Raw genomic sequence first — 16113 nt, 5'->3', positions numbered from 1 at the left:
TTCTGATTCAATCTGGTTTGATGAATAACTGGCCAGTTTAATAAATAACGGGTGATGGAAAGCATCAACTAAAAATGACATTCAGGCTATTTAACACGTTAGGGGGGCGTAAACAGGATTTCATCCCCATTGATCCGCAGAAGGTGCGTCTATATTGTTGCGGCCCGACCGTTTATGACCGGGCGCATGTGGGCAATGCCCGGCCAGTGGTGGTGTTTGATGTGTTGTTCCGCCTGCTGCGGCATCAATATGGGGCCGATCATGTGGTTTATGTCCGCAACATTACCGATATCGAAGATAAAATTATCCAGGCGGCGGCCAAAGGTCACGAAACGATTGAGGCCTTGACCGGGCGAACCATTGCCTACTATCACCAAGATATGAATGCCTTGGGGGCATTGCCGCCCACTTATGAGCCGAAAGCCACCGGATACATCCCGGAAATGTGCCAAATGATCGAATATTTGGTGCGCGCGGGTTATGCCTATGTGGCCAAGGGGCATGTATTATTCCATGTGCCAGCTGCGCCCAATTATGGCTGTCTATCCCATCGCAGCCAAGATGAGATGATTGCTGGTTCCAGGGTGGAAGTGGCCCCATATAAAAAGCATCCGGCCGATTTCGTTTTGTGGAAACCAAGTGCCGATGATCAGCCCGGTTGGGATAGTCCGTGGGGCCGGGGACGGCCAGGATGGCATATTGAGTGTTCCGCCATGGCGGGCAGTTTGCTGGGGGATGTTTTTGATATCCATGGCGGCGGGCTTGACTTAATTTTCCCGCACCATGAAAATGAAATTGCCCAAAGTAGTTGCAGCCATAACGGCCTAAACCCAGCCCATTACTGGTTACATAATGGGTTTGTGCAGGTGAATGGGCAAAAAATGTCAAAATCAACCGGCAATTTTTTTACAGTACGCCAGTTGATGGAGGAGGGTTTTGCGGGGGAAACCATCCGTTTATGCTTGCTATCCGCCCATTATCGCCAACCCTTGGATATTTCAAGGGCCGCGTTGCAGGAGGCCAAGCAGCATCTTGACCGTTTTTACCAAACATTGCGAGGGGGCAACTTTCCCGCCCATACGGTACAAATCCCAGCCATTTTTTGGGAAGCTTTAGAGGATGATTTGAATGTACCCTTGGCTTTAACCCGTCTGCATGAATTGGCATCTGCAATTAATAAGGCGGATGAAAAACAAAAGCCGTTATTACAAGCCCAATTAAAAAATTGTGCCAATTTATTGGGCATCCTTCAACATCCTGTTGAACAATGGTTCCAACAAAGCCATTCGCCCCACCAGCCACAGACAATCACCGAAGCAGAGATTCAGCAACGGATTGAAGATAGGGTGCAGGCGCGCCAGGCAAAAAAATTTCAAAAAGCCGATGAAATTCGACAGGAAATGGAAAAATCAGGCATCATTTTGGAAGATAAAGCAACCGGCACTGTTTGGCGGCGGGTTTAAATTGGATTATTTACTGGGAATATCATGAACTTCTATTTTCCGCACTCTTTTGGTGTTAAGGGAAATAGGCATGCTTCCCAATTCCGTATTCCGTGCTTGGGTGCGCGTATTAACAAAATATGTCGTCATTGTGTTCGCCAAGGCAGGCAAAGATTTTGGATGGAAATGGCTGTAGGCTTGAAATAAAAATTAATCTTTTAGGGAGAAAAATAATGATGACTACCGCATCAAAAAAAATGTCTGATTGGCAACATCAAAGCAAGACCTTGTCCTTTCCCCAACACTTGTTCATTGATGGAAGATTTGTCCCGGCCAAGTCAGGTAAAACTTTCCCAGCTATCAATCCGGCAACTGGTCAAACCATTATCCAAATATCGGAAGGCGATAAGGAAGATATTGATCTGGCTGTGAAAGCTGCCAAGAAAGCCTTTGAAAAAGGGGTGTGGGTAAAAATGGCGATTGCCGAGCGTAAAAAAATCATGTTGCGCTGGGCCGATTTAATGGAAAAAAACTTTGATGAATTAGCCTTATTAGAGACCCTGGATGTTGGCAAACCCATCCGCGACAGCATCTCGGTTGATATTCCCTTAGCAATCAATTGTATCCGGTGGTATGCGGAAACCATTGATAAATTGTTTGATGAGGTTGCACCCACAGGGCTTGACTCGATTGTCATGGTTAGGCGTGAACCTTTGGGGGTGATCGGCGCGGTTTTACCGTGGAATTTTCCCTTATTAATGGCAGCTTGGAAAATGGGGCCAATTCTTGCAGCGGGAAACAGTTTGGTTATTAAGCCAGCGGAACAATCTTGTTTATCAACGTTACGGGTGGCTGAATTAGCGGCTGAAGCAGGGGTGCCAGCAGGCGTATTAAACGTGGTCCCGGGTTATGGGGAAACCGCTGGCCAGGCTTTGGGAAAGCATGGGGAGGTGGATTGTTTGGCCTTCACGGGATCGACCGAGGTTGGAAAATATTTTTTAAAATATGCCGGTGAATCAAATATGAAACGTGTTTCCTTGGAGTGCGGGGGGAAATCCCCTAATATTATTATGGCGGATGCGCCGGATTTAGATGCGGCTGCGAAAGCGGCGGCCTGGGGCATCTTCTATAACCAAGGCGAAGCCTGTAGTGCTGGGTCACGGTTATTAGTTGAAACGTCCATTAAAGATAAATTTTTGGCTAAAGTTGCGGATGTTAGCAAAAAAATGAAAGTAGGGGATCCCTTAGATCCACTGACAGATATTGGTGCCCTTATTGATCAAAAACAAATGGCTCGGGTTTTGGGCTATATCGATTCGGGGAAGAAAGAGGGGGCTACCCTCATTTGCGGCGGGAAAAGGGTTGCTGAAAGCAGTGGCGGATATTTTGTGGGGCCAACGATTTTTGATCACGTGCAACCCCGCATGAAAATTGCCCAAGAGGAAATTTTTGGGCCGGTGCTATCGGTGATCACTTTCCGTGATCAAGAGGAAGCAATCAAAATCGCCAATGATACGATTTATGGATTAGCCGCGGCGGTATGGACAAAAGACATCACCAAAGCTTTTCGGACGGCACAAGCCTTAAAAGCGGGTGTAATATGGGTTAATTCTTATGATGATGGCCATATGTCAATGCCTTTTGGGGGATTTAAACAATCTGGTTTTGGACGTGACAAATCCTTGCATGCGCTTGATAAATATACGGATTGGAAATCTGTGTGGATTAATTTGAAAAATTAATCCTGAGGCAGCAGCCCTTATTGGCAAGCTATAGTTGTTGTGCTTAACATCAAGTGTTATAGAGAAAAACGAACGCTACCGTGATTTTACGTAAAGACTTTCCTATAATATTGAATCCTTGCCATCATAGGAAAGGATACGCGTGTATAATTCTGGGCGGCGATCTCTGAATAGGCCCCATGAAGCGCGTTGCAGCTTAATTTTTTCCAAATCAAAAGAGGCAGTGATAACGCTTTCCGTTTGCCTGTCACCTTCTGCAATTTTTGCCCCGGTAGCGTCGGTGATGAAAGAAGACCCATAAAAAGTCATTTGAAAATTTTCGCCTTTTTCCAAACCAATACGATTAGAGGCGATCACTGGGATGATATTGGCGGCGGCATGGCCTTGCATGGTGCGTTGCCAATGATCGCGACTGTCAATGGTTGCATCTTGCGGCTCACTACCGATGGCGGTCGGATAAAGGATCATTTCTGCGCCTTGAAGCGCAAGGGAGCGAGCTAATTCAGGGAACCATTGATCCCAACAAATCCCTAGTCCTATTTTAGCATAGGCCGTACTCCAAACCCGGAATCCCGTATCTCCTGGGGTAAAATAAAATTTTTCTTGATAACCTGGCCCGTCTGGAATATGGGATTTTCGGTATAAACCAAGAATTTCCCCATCCGCATCAATCATGACCACCGAGTTAAAATACGCATTATTCGCTTGTTCAAAAAAACTGATCGGTAAAACCACTTTCAATTCAGCGGCTAGTTGCTGCATGCGTTGGATGGTAGGGTGGTTATCGACCGGCTTTGCCAAGGAAAAGAAAGATTGTTTTTGGTCTTTACAGAAATAAGGGGTTTCAAACAATTCCGGCAGTAAGATAATATTTGCCCCCTCTTTTGCAGCTAATCTGGTAATGCGTTCGGCAGTTTCAACGTTCCGTTCCGTGTTTTCTGTGCAGGCGAACTGCGTTGCTGCCACTGTCATTTTGGCCATTCTTATCTCCTTACATTAAGCTTTATTCTTTAATAGAAATGAATGTTTACGGGACAGCTTTTTCTGTCAAGGCTATTTGCATTTCTCGCCGTTCTCTTTTTGCCCGATGGTTACCAATAATATTTGCGGCGATAATACCAGTGCCAACAATCAAAATGAGGATGGTAGCCAGCGCATTAATCTCGGGGCTTATCCCTAACCTGACTTTAGAAAAAATAACTAATGGCAGGGTCGAGGCACCGGGGCCAGAGGTAAAATCACTAATAACCACGTCATCCAAAGATAAAGTGAATGCCAGTAGCCAGCCAGCAATAATACCGGGGGCAATAATGGGTAGGGTGATAAAAAAGAACACTTTATAGGGTTTCGCACCCAAATCAGCTGCTGCTTCCTCCAAGGATCGATCAAATCCAGCCAAACGTGACTGTACAACGACAGCCACATAAGCTGTTGCAAAGGTTGTGTGAGCAATAATTAAAGTGATAAGGCCTCTGCCAACAGGTTCAATGCCAAAAACACTTTGAAGAATTTGATCCAACTGAATGAACATTAATAACATTGCCAAACCGGTGATAACTTCCGGCATAACAAGTGGGGCACTAACAAGCCCCAGGAATAAGATGCGGCCACGAAACCGGCTAAAGCGTGATAAAACATACCCACACATGGTACCCAGAATTGCCGCCAAGGTTGCTGATATTGAGGCTACTTTTAAACTGACCCAAGCGGCATCCAAAATTTGTTGATTATGAAGAAGGTTGATATAAGAATCGAAGGAAAATTCCTGCCATACTGTTACCAGTTTTGATTTGTTAAAAGAAAAGACGATTAAGACTAAGATTGGTGCGTAAAGAAATACAAAACCCAATATTAATGAGATGAAAACGAACCATGAAAGACCGCGTTTCATTTGGCCACCGTCTGCTTGTTTTGTAGATATTGGAAAATAAAAATTGGGACTACCAAGACTAGAAGAACCATCATTGCCAGGGTTGAGGCCATTGGCCAATCATAGCTGAATACATTTCTGACCTGTTGCCCAATCAGCGGGCTGCTGGCATCGCCCAGTAATTCGGGGATAACAAACTCGCCGACCGCTGGAATAAAAACGAGTAGGCAACCAGCAATAATTCCAGGCATTGTCAAGGGTACAGTAATCGTAAAAAATGTATTTGCGGGCTTACTACCCAAATCTGCGGCTGCTTCCAATAAGGTGTTATCTAGTTTTTCTAATGTGGCATATAGGGGTAGTATCATGAAAGGCAGATAAGAATAAACAATACCTATATAAACAGCCAAATCGCTGTAAATAATATCCAGTGGTTTGTCAATAATCCCCAGCCATAATAGCAAGCCGTTCAATAACCCATTTTCTTTCCCTAGAATACCGATCCAAGCGTAGACACGAATAAGAAATGATGTCCAAAAAGGCAAGATAATCATCATCAGCAAGGTATTACGATATGTAGGGGTACTACGGACAATCCCGTACGCCATTGGGAAACCAATCAGCAAACAGAAAAATGTTGATACGGTGGCGATCTTCACGGAATTGACAATAGATAAAATGTAAAGCTGATCTTCTGCAAGGGCAAGATAGTTACCAAAGAATAAGTTAATCCGAACTGTATCTTCGGTTGAGGTAATAATTGGGCTATAAGGAGGTTGCTGGAGGTCAACCGTTTGGGTTAGACTGATCACAAATATCAGAATCAGCGGTAATAAGAAAAATAAAGAAAGCCAGAAATATGGAACGAAAATAGTAATAGAGGAACCTTGCGGCTTTAGTTTCTTAAAAAAAGACACGAAGGGCTTCTGTTTGCCGTTAACCACCTTTTTGACCCCCTATTTAAATCCAACCGATTGATCAGTGAATTTTTTCTGTGATTAGTGATGGAGAACAACACCACTTGTTGATTGCCAGGAAAGATAAACTTTTTCATCCCAAGTTAATTGGTTTTCACTAGAACGTACTTGATTAGGCATGGTCACCTTAACAATTTTGCCTGTTTCTAATTTAACCAGATAAATTGACAAATTGCCCATATAAGCAACTTCTTTGATGATCCCCTTCAACTGATTTCGGCTATCTGATGGTGCTTGTCGGGTTGCAATAATTTTTTCGGGGCGGATGGCAACCCATACTTGAGCGCCGGGTGCACAGGCAATGCCGTGGCTAACGTATAAATCAGTATTGGCTTCATCACTTCTAATTAATACGTAATCTGGCTCGTCTTCAATAACCCGACCGGTAAATATATTAACTGACCCAATAAAGTTTGCCACAAGCCGGCTTCCAGGGAATTCATAGATTTCTGGAGGAGTTCCCACTTGCACAATTTGTCCAGCGTGCATGACACCAATTCTCGAAGATAGTGTCATTGCCTCTTCCTGGTCATGGGTAACCACAACGAAAGTGATCCCAAGTTTTTCTTGAATATTCATTAGCTCAAATTGGGTTTGTTCCCGCAGCCTTTTATCCAAGGCCCCCAAAGGTTCATCAAGTAACAACAATTTAGGCCTTTTGACCAGTGCCCTTGCTAAAGCAACACGCTGTTTTTGTCCCCCAGATAATTGGTGTGGTTTGCGTTTTGCGTAGGATTTCAATTGCACCAGGTCTAACATATCAGCCACACGCTCAGCAATCACGGAGCGGGGAATGCCATCTTGTTTTAAGCCAAAGGCAATATTGTTTTCTACTGTCATATGCGGGAAAAGTGCATAAGACTGAAACATCATGTTAGTTGGCCGTTCATAGGGCGGAATGGTCGCCATATCAACATCATCGATAAAAATTTTTCCAGAAGTTGGTACCTCAAGCCCTGCTAACATTCTTAGCAAGGTGGTCTTGCCACAGCCAGAACCACCTAATAAGGAAAAAAGCTCGCCTTTACAGATTGTCAGGGAAACATCATTAACCGCCGTAAAATCACCAAATTTCTTAACCAAATGTTCAATTTTGATATATGGTTTAGTGTTTGGGTCTCGCCATGGTTCCGGATGGCCCGGTTTTCCCTTTTCTGACATGTATCGAATATCCCCATTGATGGTGTTCGGATTTTTTAGGTTAAGAATTTCTATGTAAACAACATTTTTTGGTATTGACTAGTATTTTTTATTGATAGGGCTTAGTTCCATTAAAGCCAAGTATAAAAGCCCTATCCAGGGATAGGGCTTCTTTATGATAAATTCATCTGCCGGTTTTAACTTTGGTCCAACTGCGTGTCCGCATTTTTTTGAGATCACTACTGGCTTCCTTGTCACCAAATAAACGTGCCATGACCTCAGGAGGTGGGTACACCCCTGGATTGTTAACAATTTCCTGATCAATATAAGGCAAAGCAGCTTGATTGGGGCTGGCATAAGTCACAGAATTGACGCCATCAGCAGCGATTTGTGCATCCATCAAGAAATTAATAAAAGCATGTGCTTCTTTAGGATGCGGGGCATCTTTAGGCATAGCCAAAGAATCAATCCAAAGTTGCGTACCTTCTTTAGGAATAGTATATTCAATTTTGATTCCTTTCCCAGCTTCTTCCGCCCTGGTTGCCGCAATTAAAATATCCCCGCTGTAACCCAAGGCGATACAAACCTCGCCATTCGCTAAATCTTCGATATAACGGGATGAATGAAAATATTTGACATAAGGCCGAATGGATAACAATAGCTTTTCGGCCAAATCATAATCTTCTTTTTTTGTGCTGTGGGGGTCTTTGCCTAAATAATTTAAGGCAATTTGGAAAATGTCACTGGGTGAGTCAAGCAAAACAATCCCGCAATCAGCAAATTTTTTGGCAAATTCCGGTTTAAAAATCATGTCCAAACTATCGACAGGAGCATTAGGCATCCGGTCATTAATCATCTTGACATTGCGCCCCAAACCAATTGTTCCCCAGAAATAAGGCACAGCATATTCATTCTTGGGGTCAAAACCAGCCAATGCCTTTAACAGCTGTGGATCAAGGTTTTTTAAGTTGGGCAAAAGGCTTTTATCAAATTTCTGGTAAAGGCCAGCATTAATTTGTCGTACCAAAAAACCGCCGCTCGGAACAACAATATCATAGCCGGTTTTTCCGGTTAAAAGCTTGGCGTCCAATGTTTCATTGGAGTCGTAAACGTCGTATACAACTTTAATACCGGTTGCTTTCGTAAATTTTTCTAGAGTATCTTTTCCAATATAGTCCGACCAATTATAGACATTCACAACGCGTTGTTGAGCAATTGCGGCAGATGTTAAAGCAGCAATACTCGCCAAGGCGGTTATCAACAAAAACGATAACAATCTTTTTATCATTGTAATTTTTTCCATTTGCTAAGGTTAAAGGATAGAAACAAGGTAAAGTTTTTATTATGGGATGATGACGCGATCATTGGGTCACCCGCATTCGCCGCACAAGAAAAATTTGATATAAAAGACAAGATAAAGTTATTAGATAACAAAAGAAAAAATAATACAATCGCTTATTATAAAAAGATAAATTTCCCAAATGTTGGGTGATAAAAAGCAGGGATAAAAATGGGTTTTAAGCTATTTTTTTATCCCTGCTTGCTTGACACACTACCTACACATTCAGTAACAAATGCTCGCGTTCCCAAGAACTGATCACTTTTTGATAAGCGTCTAATTCTGCCCTTTTGACAGAAGCAAACACATCAACAAATTTTTCTCCTAAGATACCACGGATGCTTTTATTCGACTCAAAGCGTTGCAAGGCATCATTTAAAGTACGGGGCAGGGTATGGCGTAAACGGTAGGCGCTGCCCCCCACTTGTTCGGTTGGGGATAGTTTTTCAACCATTCCCAAATACCCACAAGCTAAAGAGGCGGCCATTGCCAAATAAGGGTTGGCATCGGCACCTGCCAAGCGGTTTTCAATCCTGCGGCCATCTGGTGGAGCAATCGGCACCCTTAAGCCAACCGTACGGTTATCAATCCCCCAATGCACATTAATAGGGGCATCGTAATAAGGTTGTAGGCGCCTGTAAGAATTCACATTGGGTCCTAATAAAGGCATGGCAAACGGCAAATAACGTTGTAACCCCGCAACATGTGAGCGGAACAAGTCAGAGTCCTCACCGGTTTTAGTGTCTGCAAACAAGTTTTGCCCTGTTTTTATGTCAATGACGGATTGGTGAACATGCATAGCACTGCCTGGTTCATTGGCCAAAGGTTTAGCCATGAAAGTTGCATAGACATTGTGGCGCATGGCGGTTTGGCGGACAGTTCTTTTGAATAGAAATGTCATATCAGCCAAACGCATGGCATCGCCATGGTTAAAGTTGATTTCCATTTGTGCAGCACCGGCCTCGTGCGTTAACGTATCAATATCGATATCCTGTGCCTCACAAAAATCGTACACTTCCTCAAAAATAGGGTCAAATTCATTCACCGCATCAATGCCGTAAGATTGCCGCCCGGTTTCAGCTCGTCCGGAGCGACCGATGGGTGGTGTCAGCGGCAAATCTGGATCGGTGTTGACTTGGACCAGAAAAAATTCTAGCTCAGGTGCAATGATCGGTTGCCAGCCCTTAGCATGGTATAAATCCAACACGCATTTCAGAATATGACGAGGAGCAAACTCAATGGGGGCACCATTATTATAGTAACAATCGTTAATGACCTGTGCTGTCGGCGCATCATACCAAGGAACAATCTTAATAGTCTCTGGGTCAGGAAATAAGTTAATATCATGATCTTGTGGCCCCATTAAACTATCATCCACATCAGCGTATTCTCCGGTCACCGTTTGGATAAACAAACTTTCCGGCAAACGCAGGCTGTTTTGCTCAATACTTTTTAGGAATTTGGTGGCTGGTAAAATTTTACCGCGGGCGATACCCGACATGTCAGGCACCAAACACTCAACCTCTTCCACTTTATGGGAGGTTAGCCATTGCTGCAATGTTTTAATCGCACTGGCATTCGTACTGCTGGTGGATTTAATTTCCGCAGCGATTTTATTATTTTTATAAGTTTTACGGGGTGTCTTTTCTTTGGTGGACATGATGATCATCATCTCTTTATGAATTTAATTTTTGAATATGACAGGCTTAACCTAAAATTTAAGAGATCACATTAAATGAAAATTATTATTTAATCAAAATTTTATGCTTATTTTTCTGACGCATAAGCATTGCTTAATATAGTTTTTTCTTAATTTTATGTGATAAGATCAGCCCTATTTCCGATAGTATTTTATGATAGTTGCTGTTAATCTTTTAGTTTAATAATATTTTGCAACCTGTCTTTAGGGTAGCCAAAATATATTAAATTGGCAAGCTAGGTCTTTAAATGCTGGGAAATCATCAGTTTTCCTAGTATTTCAAGGCAAAGGAAAACTTGATTGAATAAATGCTTTCTGCCTATATTCATGAAATTGATTTTTAAATTTTCAGTATTTTAGTTAATCTAAGCATATTAATTTGTAGAGAGAAGAACAGAGTAGAGAGAAGAACAGATATGGCAATCGATCGTCAAACGGTTAAAAAAATTGCGATGCTCGCAAAAATTAGAGTTTCAGAAGATGAAGTTAAATCCTTTGGGCAAGAATTGGGTCAAATTATGAAATGGATTGAACAGCTTCAGGAAGTAGCAATTTTAAAAGAAATGCCGGATACGGATGTTTTTAAATCTGCTTTGCCTATGCGGCTCGATCAAGTAAATGACGGCGGCTATCCAGAAAAGATTTTGGCAAATGCCCCGGATAAGATGCACGATTTTTTCTGTGTCCCTAAAGTTGTTGAATAATTTTATAAAATTGAGATGCCCATGAATCAATTGACCCAACTGACTTTAACGGAAGCCCTGGAAGGGCTTGCCAAAAAAAGTTTTTCTTGCTTGGAATTAACCCAAGCTTATCTACAAAGCATGGAAAAACAGCGCGCGCTTAATGCCTTTATCTCAGAAACGCCTGAACAGGCTTTATCAATGGCAAAATTGTCCGATCACCGTCGCCAAAAAGGCAAAATTGGACTGCTTGAAGGGGTGCCGATTGCCATCAAAGACTTATTTTGTACGGAGGGAATCCGTACAACAGCGGCATCAAAAATTCTTGAAAATTTTATTCCTCCTTATGAATCAACAGTCACGGCTAATCTTTGGAAAGCGGGATCGGTATTACTCGGTAAAACCAATTTGGATGAATTTGCCATGGGTTCCTCCAATATCACCAGTTATTTCGGGCCTGTAGTTAGTCCTTGGAAACGTAAAAATGACCCCACCAAAAAACTGGTACCCGGCGGCTCATCGGGCGGGTCGGCAGCAGCTGTTTCGGCACGAATGGCATTGGCTGCAACCGGAACAGACACCGGTGGTTCCATTCGCCAACCAGCTGCTTTTGTAGGAATTGTGGGATTAAAGCCGACCTATGGTTTATGTTCCCGGTGGGGGATCGTAGCCTTTGCCTCTTCGCTTGACCAAGCGGGGCCAATGGCTCGGACAGTTGCTGATACGGCTTATATGTTACAAGCTATGGCAGGTCATGATCCCAAAGATTCGACCTCTGCTGTTCGGGAAATCCCTGATTATGTTGCGGCGTTGAAAAACTACACAATTAAGGGGTTAAAGATTGGGATTCCTAAGGAATATAAAGTTTCCGGCATGTCCCAGGAAATTGAAAAATTATGGCAGCAAGGGATCAGTTGGTTAAAAGCTGCGGGTGCGGAAATCCATGACATCCAATTGCCCCATACCAAATATGCTTTGCCTACTTATTATATTATTGCACCGGCTGAAGCCTCATCAAACCTGGCGCGCTATGACGGCGTCCGTTTTGGGTTACGGGTGCCAGGAGAAAATTTGGATGATATGTACGAATTAACCCGGGCGGCAGGTTTTGGACGTGAGGTGAAGCGCCGCATATTGATTGGTACCTATGTATTATCTGCCGGTTATTATGATGCATATTATGTGAAAGCGCAGAAATTGCGCTCCTTGATTTTAGATGATTTCGTACAAGCTTATAAAAAAGTGGATGTTATCTTGACGCCGACTGCGCCAACACCAGCCTTTGCCATTGGCGATAAAATGGATGACCCGATTGCCATGTACCTAAACGACGTATTCACTGTGCCGGTTAATTTGGCAGGCCTTCCGGCCATTTCCGTGCCTGTCGGATTGTCGGCAGATAAGTTGCCATTAGGTTTGCAATTAATCGGCAAGCCTTTCGATGAAAAAAGATTGTTACAAGTGGCGCAGGTGCTCGAGAAAAGCGCTGCACTTAAAAATGACCCTTGGTTGGGAGAGTAAAAAATGTCAATGATGCAGAATGGGATGATTGAAGGCAAAACCGGTTGGTGGGAAGTGGTCATGGGGCTTGAAGTGCATGCTCAAGTTTTATCCAAATCCAAACTTTTTTCTGGTGCCGCGAATGATTTTGGTGGTGAACCTAATAATAACGTCAGTTTGGTTGATGCAGCTATGCCCGGAATGTTACCTGTCATTAATGGCTATTGTGTTGAGCAAGCCATTAAGACAGGGTTGGGGTTAAATGCGGAAATTAATCTACGCTCCATTTTCGACCGCAAGAATTATTTTTATCCGGATCTGCCAGCTGGCTATCAGATATCCCAATATCTCCATCCCATTGTAGGCAAGGGACATCTAACTATTGATTTGCCTAACGGACAAAGCAGGATAATTCGAATCGGGCGGCTTCATTTGGAACAGGATGCGGGGAAAAGTATCCATGACCAACATCCCCGCAAAACCTATGTGGATTTGAACAGGGCAGGGATTGCCTTGATGGAAATTGTCAGCGAACCAGATTTGCGTACCGCGGAAGAGGTTGCGGCATATTTAAAAAAATTGCGTTCCATCATGCGGTATTTAAATACATGCGATGGTAATATGGAACAAGGATCAATGCGCTGTGATATCAATGTTTCTGTCCGTCATCAGGGTCAACCTTTAGGTACGAGATGCGAAATTAAGAATGTCAATTCCATCAGGTTTGCCCAACAAGCCATTGATTATGAAGCCCACCGCCAGATCGGCATTCTGGAAGATGGAGGCAAGATCGACCAAGAGACCCGGTTGTTTGACGCCAATAAAGGCGTTACCAGAACCATGCGTTCCAAAGAACATGCACCGGATTATAGATATTTTCCTGATCCTGATTTAATGCCGTTAATTCTTGATCCAGCGGAGGTTAAACGCATTCGTGACTCCCTGATTGAATTACCTGATGCAAAAAAACAGCGGTTCATGCAGCAATATGGCTTGTCAGCTTATGATGCGGATATATTGGTTAGCGAACAGGAAATTGCTGAATATTATGAAAAATTAGCAAAAGTAAAAAATCGTGATACGAAATTATCGGCCAATTGGTTAAGCGGAGAATTATTCGGATATTTAAATAAAATTGGCAAAACAATTGCCCAATCACCGATTACCGCGGATCATTTAGGGGGTCTTGTGGATTTAATCAGCGAAGGGGTGTTGTCTGGAAAAATGGCTAAAGAAGTTTTTGTGGAAATGACAGAAACCGGTAAATCGCCGCAACAAATTGTTGAAGAGCGTGGCCTAAAGCAAGTAACGGACACAAGTGCGATTAACGAGGTTATCAAAACAGTGTTGCAACAAAATGCCGATAAAGTGGCGGAGTATAAAGCTGGAAAAGATAAATTGTTTGGGTTCTTCGTTGGGCAGGTGATGAAATCATCTAGCGGGAAAGCCAATCCGTCCATTTTAAATGAATTGTTGAAAAAGGCTCTAAGTTCTTGATAGAAATTTGGCAATAAAGGAGAAATTCGATAGGAAAAAGAAATAAAATCGTTTTGCGGTATATTACCTCGAAACGGCTAAGATAGTTTTTCCCATCATTTCCCCTTTTGCCATTAAATCATGTGCTTGCTGGACATCGGCTAAAGGAAATATTTGATAGATAAAAGGCAAAATCTGCCGATATGCTAAGGCATTTTGGACAGCATTAAAAAATCCTTGTGCTATTCTTGCTTTTGCTTCGGTAGATTGGGAACGCAGGGTTGAGCCGGTAATGGTTAACCGCTTGATCATTATTTGCCTCAAATCTAGGGAAACAGTCGATCCTTGCTGGGTTGCAATTTGCACTAACTTTCCTTCAGGTCGTAATAGTTGCAGATTCTTTTCAAAATATGTGCCGCCCACCATATCCAAAATAATATCAAAACCTTTTTGTTCGTAAGTTTGTTTCTTCAGTAAAAGAAAATCTTGTTCCTGATAATTAATGGCTGCAATCGCCCCTAATCGTTCGGCAAACTGGCATTTCATTGTTGTTGAGGCGGTTGTGAACACCCGCGCGCCCAAATATCGGCTTAACTGAATAGCGGCACTGCCAACCCCGCCGCTGCCGCCATGAATTAATACTTCATCGCCCGATTTTAAGTGTCCGCGTTCAACCACATTGTGCCAAGATGTAAAAAAAGTTTCGGGAATAGCTGCGGCTTCCGGCAAAGAGAGAGAGGGGAGAACAGGTAAGCATTGTCCAGCAGGAACTGTGCAATATTCCGCATAGCCACCGCCATTGGTTAGAGCGCATATTTCCTGGCCAAGCTGCCAGCCGGTTACGGCAGACCCAATCTTTTCTACCCAACCGCTGACCTCCAGTCCTAAAATAGGGGAATGGCCGGAGGGGGCAGGATATAGACCTTGGCGTTGCAAAAGATCGGGCCTATTAACACCGGCATAGGCAATTTTTATTAGGATTTCATCTGGCAATGGGGTAGGTATAGGAAAAGGGCTGAGACGCATATTCCCTGTAGTGGAGCGATAATCATGTGTAATGGCTAGCATTTGTGGGGTAGAGGGCATTGTAGAAGGAACATTTCTTTGTTAAATTTAAAAGATTAAAAAATATTGAAGCTATTGTACTTAACAATTTTATTTAAAGCAAAAAAGAGTGATGGAGATGGATGATGATATCCTGCGATCGTTAGCACCGCTGCAACTGGAAAGCTTTTCCGTGAAGGAGCTTGAAGAATATATCAAGAAACTTCAAGAAAGGATTTTGCTGGTACAAAATCTGATTGCTAAAAAGCAACGTCATCACCAAACAGTGGATAAATTATTTAAGTAAGGAATTTTAGGAAAATTAATTTTTCTTTAACCATTTGCTCATACGATGAGGATTGTGAGAAGGGATAGTTTACGTCCTACTCACAAAGCCTTAGTTTTATATGATAGTGATGATGCTTCCCTGGAAAAGACAGTGCCGCCATCTAGTACATGGCGGCACTGTTCTTATAAATAGATGAAAATCAATTTGATACCTTAAGCAGCTTGATTTCCAATTTGTCCAACTGGTTTTTCATGCTTAAAAGACTGGGAGACACTACTGATTTTAATGGTTCTTGGTTTTGCTGATTCAGGCACTTGACGGATTAGCTCGATATGCAACAAGCCATTATCAATGAACGCCGAATCAACCCGAATATAATCAGCTAACTCAAATCGCCTTTCAAAAGAACGTCCGGCAATACCGCGATATAAATATTGCTTCGGTTCTTCTGATTTATGACTTTTCCCTACCACAATCAAAGAATTTTCTTTAGCTGTAATTTGGACGTCACTTTCTGAAAAACCAGCAACTGCCATAGTTATCCGGTAATTTTCTTCTCCCATTCTTTCAATATTATAGGGCGGATAAGAAAACGCGTTATCTTCCGAATTGGCCATATTTTCAAGCAATTGAGAAAACCGGTCAAAACCAATGGTTGAACGGAAAAGGGGTGTTAAATCAAAATTATTCATATCATATCCTCCAATGAGCAATATGGAACGATTAGCAGTATACTTAAAAGTCCTACATGCAATCGCTACGGTTAATATCATGTATAGTGAGTCATCAGCATCAGCTGAAGCCCTTGTGCCTATACGCACAAAACTGATGTGGGAATTTTTGAAAAGGATTTCAAGAGGCAACAAAAAACCCCTGCAAATGAAGGGGTTTTAAATTTGGCCGCTAAAGGCA

14 protein-coding genes are annotated in these 16113 nt (G+C 42.8%); 6 read left to right on the top strand and 8 right to left on the bottom strand.

The window, feature by feature from the left end:
• Positions 1-74: 74 nt before the first annotated feature.
• Together IPP67_01915 and IPP67_01910 are read left to right on the top strand one after the other, a co-directional pair.
• A complete protein-coding gene (locus IPP67_01915) occupies positions 75-1463 on the top strand; it encodes a cysteine--tRNA ligase (protein MBL0337957.1) in 1389 nt (462 codons plus the stop codon).
• Positions 1464-1678: 215 nt separating this feature from the next.
• The gene (locus tag IPP67_01910; protein ID MBL0337956.1) at positions 1679-3184 is read left to right on the top strand and encodes an aldehyde dehydrogenase; all 1506 of its coding nucleotides are present in this window, start codon (positions 1679-1681) and stop codon (positions 3182-3184) included.
• A gap of 102 nt (positions 3185-3286) precedes the next feature.
• Here the strand turns inward: IPP67_01910 and aguB are convergent, their stop codons facing one another.
• The 6 genes from aguB to IPP67_01880 form a co-directional block, all read right to left on the bottom strand.
• On the bottom strand, positions 3287-4165 hold the full coding sequence (aguB, locus tag IPP67_01905; GenBank protein MBL0337955.1) for an N-carbamoylputrescine amidase: 879 nt from the start codon (positions 4163-4165) through the stop codon (positions 3287-3289).
• A 46-nt stretch (positions 4166-4211) separates the two neighbouring features.
• Positions 4212-5075: an ABC transporter permease subunit gene (locus IPP67_01900; protein ID MBL0337954.1), complete on the bottom strand. Its 864-nt coding sequence runs from the start codon at positions 5073-5075 to the stop codon at positions 4212-4214.
• A complete protein-coding gene (locus IPP67_01895; GenBank protein ID MBL0337953.1) occupies positions 5072-5971 on the bottom strand; it encodes an ABC transporter permease subunit in 900 nt (299 codons plus the stop codon). The genes IPP67_01900 and IPP67_01895 overlap by 4 nt, the downstream gene beginning before the upstream one ends.
• Positions 5972-6052: 81 nt before the next feature.
• A complete protein-coding gene (gene potA / locus IPP67_01890) occupies positions 6053-7192 on the bottom strand; it encodes a polyamine ABC transporter ATP-binding protein (GenBank protein MBL0337952.1) in 1140 nt (379 codons plus the stop codon).
• Between the two features lie 163 nt (positions 7193-7355).
• Entirely contained in the window at positions 7356-8459 is a 1104-nt protein-coding gene (locus IPP67_01885) for a polyamine ABC transporter substrate-binding protein (GenBank protein MBL0337951.1), read from the bottom strand.
• A 268-nt stretch (positions 8460-8727) separates the two neighbouring features.
• Positions 8728-10170 carry a glutamine synthetase gene (locus tag IPP67_01880; GenBank protein ID MBL0337950.1) on the bottom strand — a complete coding sequence of 481 codons (1443 nt, stop codon included), beginning with the start codon at positions 10168-10170 and terminating at the stop codon, positions 8728-8730.
• A gap of 455 nt (positions 10171-10625) precedes the next feature.
• Here IPP67_01880 and gatC point away from each other — a divergent pair, with 455 nt between their 5' ends.
• Genes gatC through gatB form a run of 3 tightly spaced genes read left to right on the top strand, consistent with a single transcriptional unit; the run spans position 10626 to position 13889 of the window.
• Positions 10626-10913 carry an Asp-tRNA(Asn)/Glu-tRNA(Gln) amidotransferase subunit GatC gene (gene gatC, locus IPP67_01875; GenBank protein ID MBL0337949.1) on the top strand — a complete coding sequence of 96 codons (288 nt, stop codon included), beginning with the start codon at positions 10626-10628 and terminating at the stop codon, positions 10911-10913.
• 21 nt (positions 10914-10934) lie between these two features.
• Positions 10935-12413: an Asp-tRNA(Asn)/Glu-tRNA(Gln) amidotransferase subunit GatA gene (gatA, locus tag IPP67_01870; protein ID MBL0337948.1), complete on the top strand. Its 1479-nt coding sequence runs from the start codon at positions 10935-10937 to the stop codon at positions 12411-12413.
• A gap of 12 nt (positions 12414-12425) precedes the next feature.
• Positions 12426-13889 (top strand): Asp-tRNA(Asn)/Glu-tRNA(Gln) amidotransferase subunit GatB, encoded by a 1464-nt coding sequence (gene gatB, locus IPP67_01865; GenBank protein ID MBL0337947.1) that lies wholly within the window; start codon positions 12426-12428, stop codon positions 13887-13889.
• A 63-nt stretch (positions 13890-13952) separates the two neighbouring features.
• On the opposite strand, the gene IPP67_01860 is transcribed toward gatB, so the two are convergent.
• A complete protein-coding gene (locus IPP67_01860; GenBank protein MBL0337946.1) occupies positions 13953-14936 on the bottom strand; it encodes an NAD(P)H-quinone oxidoreductase in 984 nt (327 codons plus the stop codon).
• A 106-nt stretch (positions 14937-15042) separates the two neighbouring features.
• Here IPP67_01860 and IPP67_01855 point away from each other — a divergent pair, with 106 nt between their 5' ends.
• Positions 15043-15219 (top strand): DUF1192 family protein, encoded by a 177-nt coding sequence (locus tag IPP67_01855; GenBank protein ID MBL0337945.1) that lies wholly within the window; start codon positions 15043-15045, stop codon positions 15217-15219.
• 194 nt (positions 15220-15413) lie between these two features.
• On the opposite strand, the gene IPP67_01850 is transcribed toward IPP67_01855, so the two are convergent.
• Positions 15414-15893 carry an Hsp20 family protein gene (locus tag IPP67_01850; protein MBL0337944.1) on the bottom strand — a complete coding sequence of 160 codons (480 nt, stop codon included), beginning with the start codon at positions 15891-15893 and terminating at the stop codon, positions 15414-15416.
• Positions 15894-16113 lie beyond the last annotated feature (220 nt).

Source organism: Rhodospirillaceae bacterium (assembly GCA_016722635.1).
Lineage (GTDB): Bacteria > Pseudomonadota > Alphaproteobacteria > JAEUKQ01 > JAEUKQ01 > JAEUKQ01.
This window is presented reverse-complemented; position numbering and strand designations above follow the sequence as displayed.

Excerpts from the sequence above, each read along its gene's own strand:
- IPP67_01915 (MBL0337957.1), top strand. The coding sequence starts at position 75 with ATGACATTCAGGCTATTTAACACGTTAGGGGGGCGTAAACAGGATTTC.
- IPP67_01910 (MBL0337956.1), top strand. The coding sequence starts at position 1,679 with ATGACTACCGCATCAAAAAAAATGTCTGATTGGCAACATCAAAGCAAG.
- aguB (MBL0337955.1), bottom strand. The coding sequence starts at position 4,165 with ATGGCCAAAATGACAGTGGCAGCAACGCAGTTCGCCTGCACAGAAAAC.
- IPP67_01900 (MBL0337954.1), bottom strand. The coding sequence starts at position 5,075 with ATGAAACGCGGTCTTTCATGGTTCGTTTTCATCTCATTAATATTGGGT.
- potA (MBL0337952.1), bottom strand. The coding sequence starts at position 7,192 with ATGTCAGAAAAGGGAAAACCGGGCCATCCGGAACCATGGCGAGACCCA.
- IPP67_01885 (MBL0337951.1), bottom strand. The coding sequence starts at position 8,459 with ATGATAAAAAGATTGTTATCGTTTTTGTTGATAACCGCCTTGGCGAGT.
- IPP67_01880 (MBL0337950.1), bottom strand. The coding sequence starts at position 10,170 with ATGTCCACCAAAGAAAAGACACCCCGTAAAACTTATAAAAATAATAAA.
- gatC (MBL0337949.1), top strand. The coding sequence starts at position 10,626 with ATGGCAATCGATCGTCAAACGGTTAAAAAAATTGCGATGCTCGCAAAA.
- gatA (MBL0337948.1), top strand. The coding sequence starts at position 10,935 with ATGAATCAATTGACCCAACTGACTTTAACGGAAGCCCTGGAAGGGCTT.
- gatB (MBL0337947.1), top strand. The coding sequence starts at position 12,426 with ATGCAGAATGGGATGATTGAAGGCAAAACCGGTTGGTGGGAAGTGGTC.
- IPP67_01860 (MBL0337946.1), bottom strand. The coding sequence starts at position 14,936 with ATGCTAGCCATTACACATGATTATCGCTCCACTACAGGGAATATGCGT.
- IPP67_01850 (MBL0337944.1), bottom strand. The coding sequence starts at position 15,893 with ATGAATAATTTTGATTTAACACCCCTTTTCCGTTCAACCATTGGTTTT.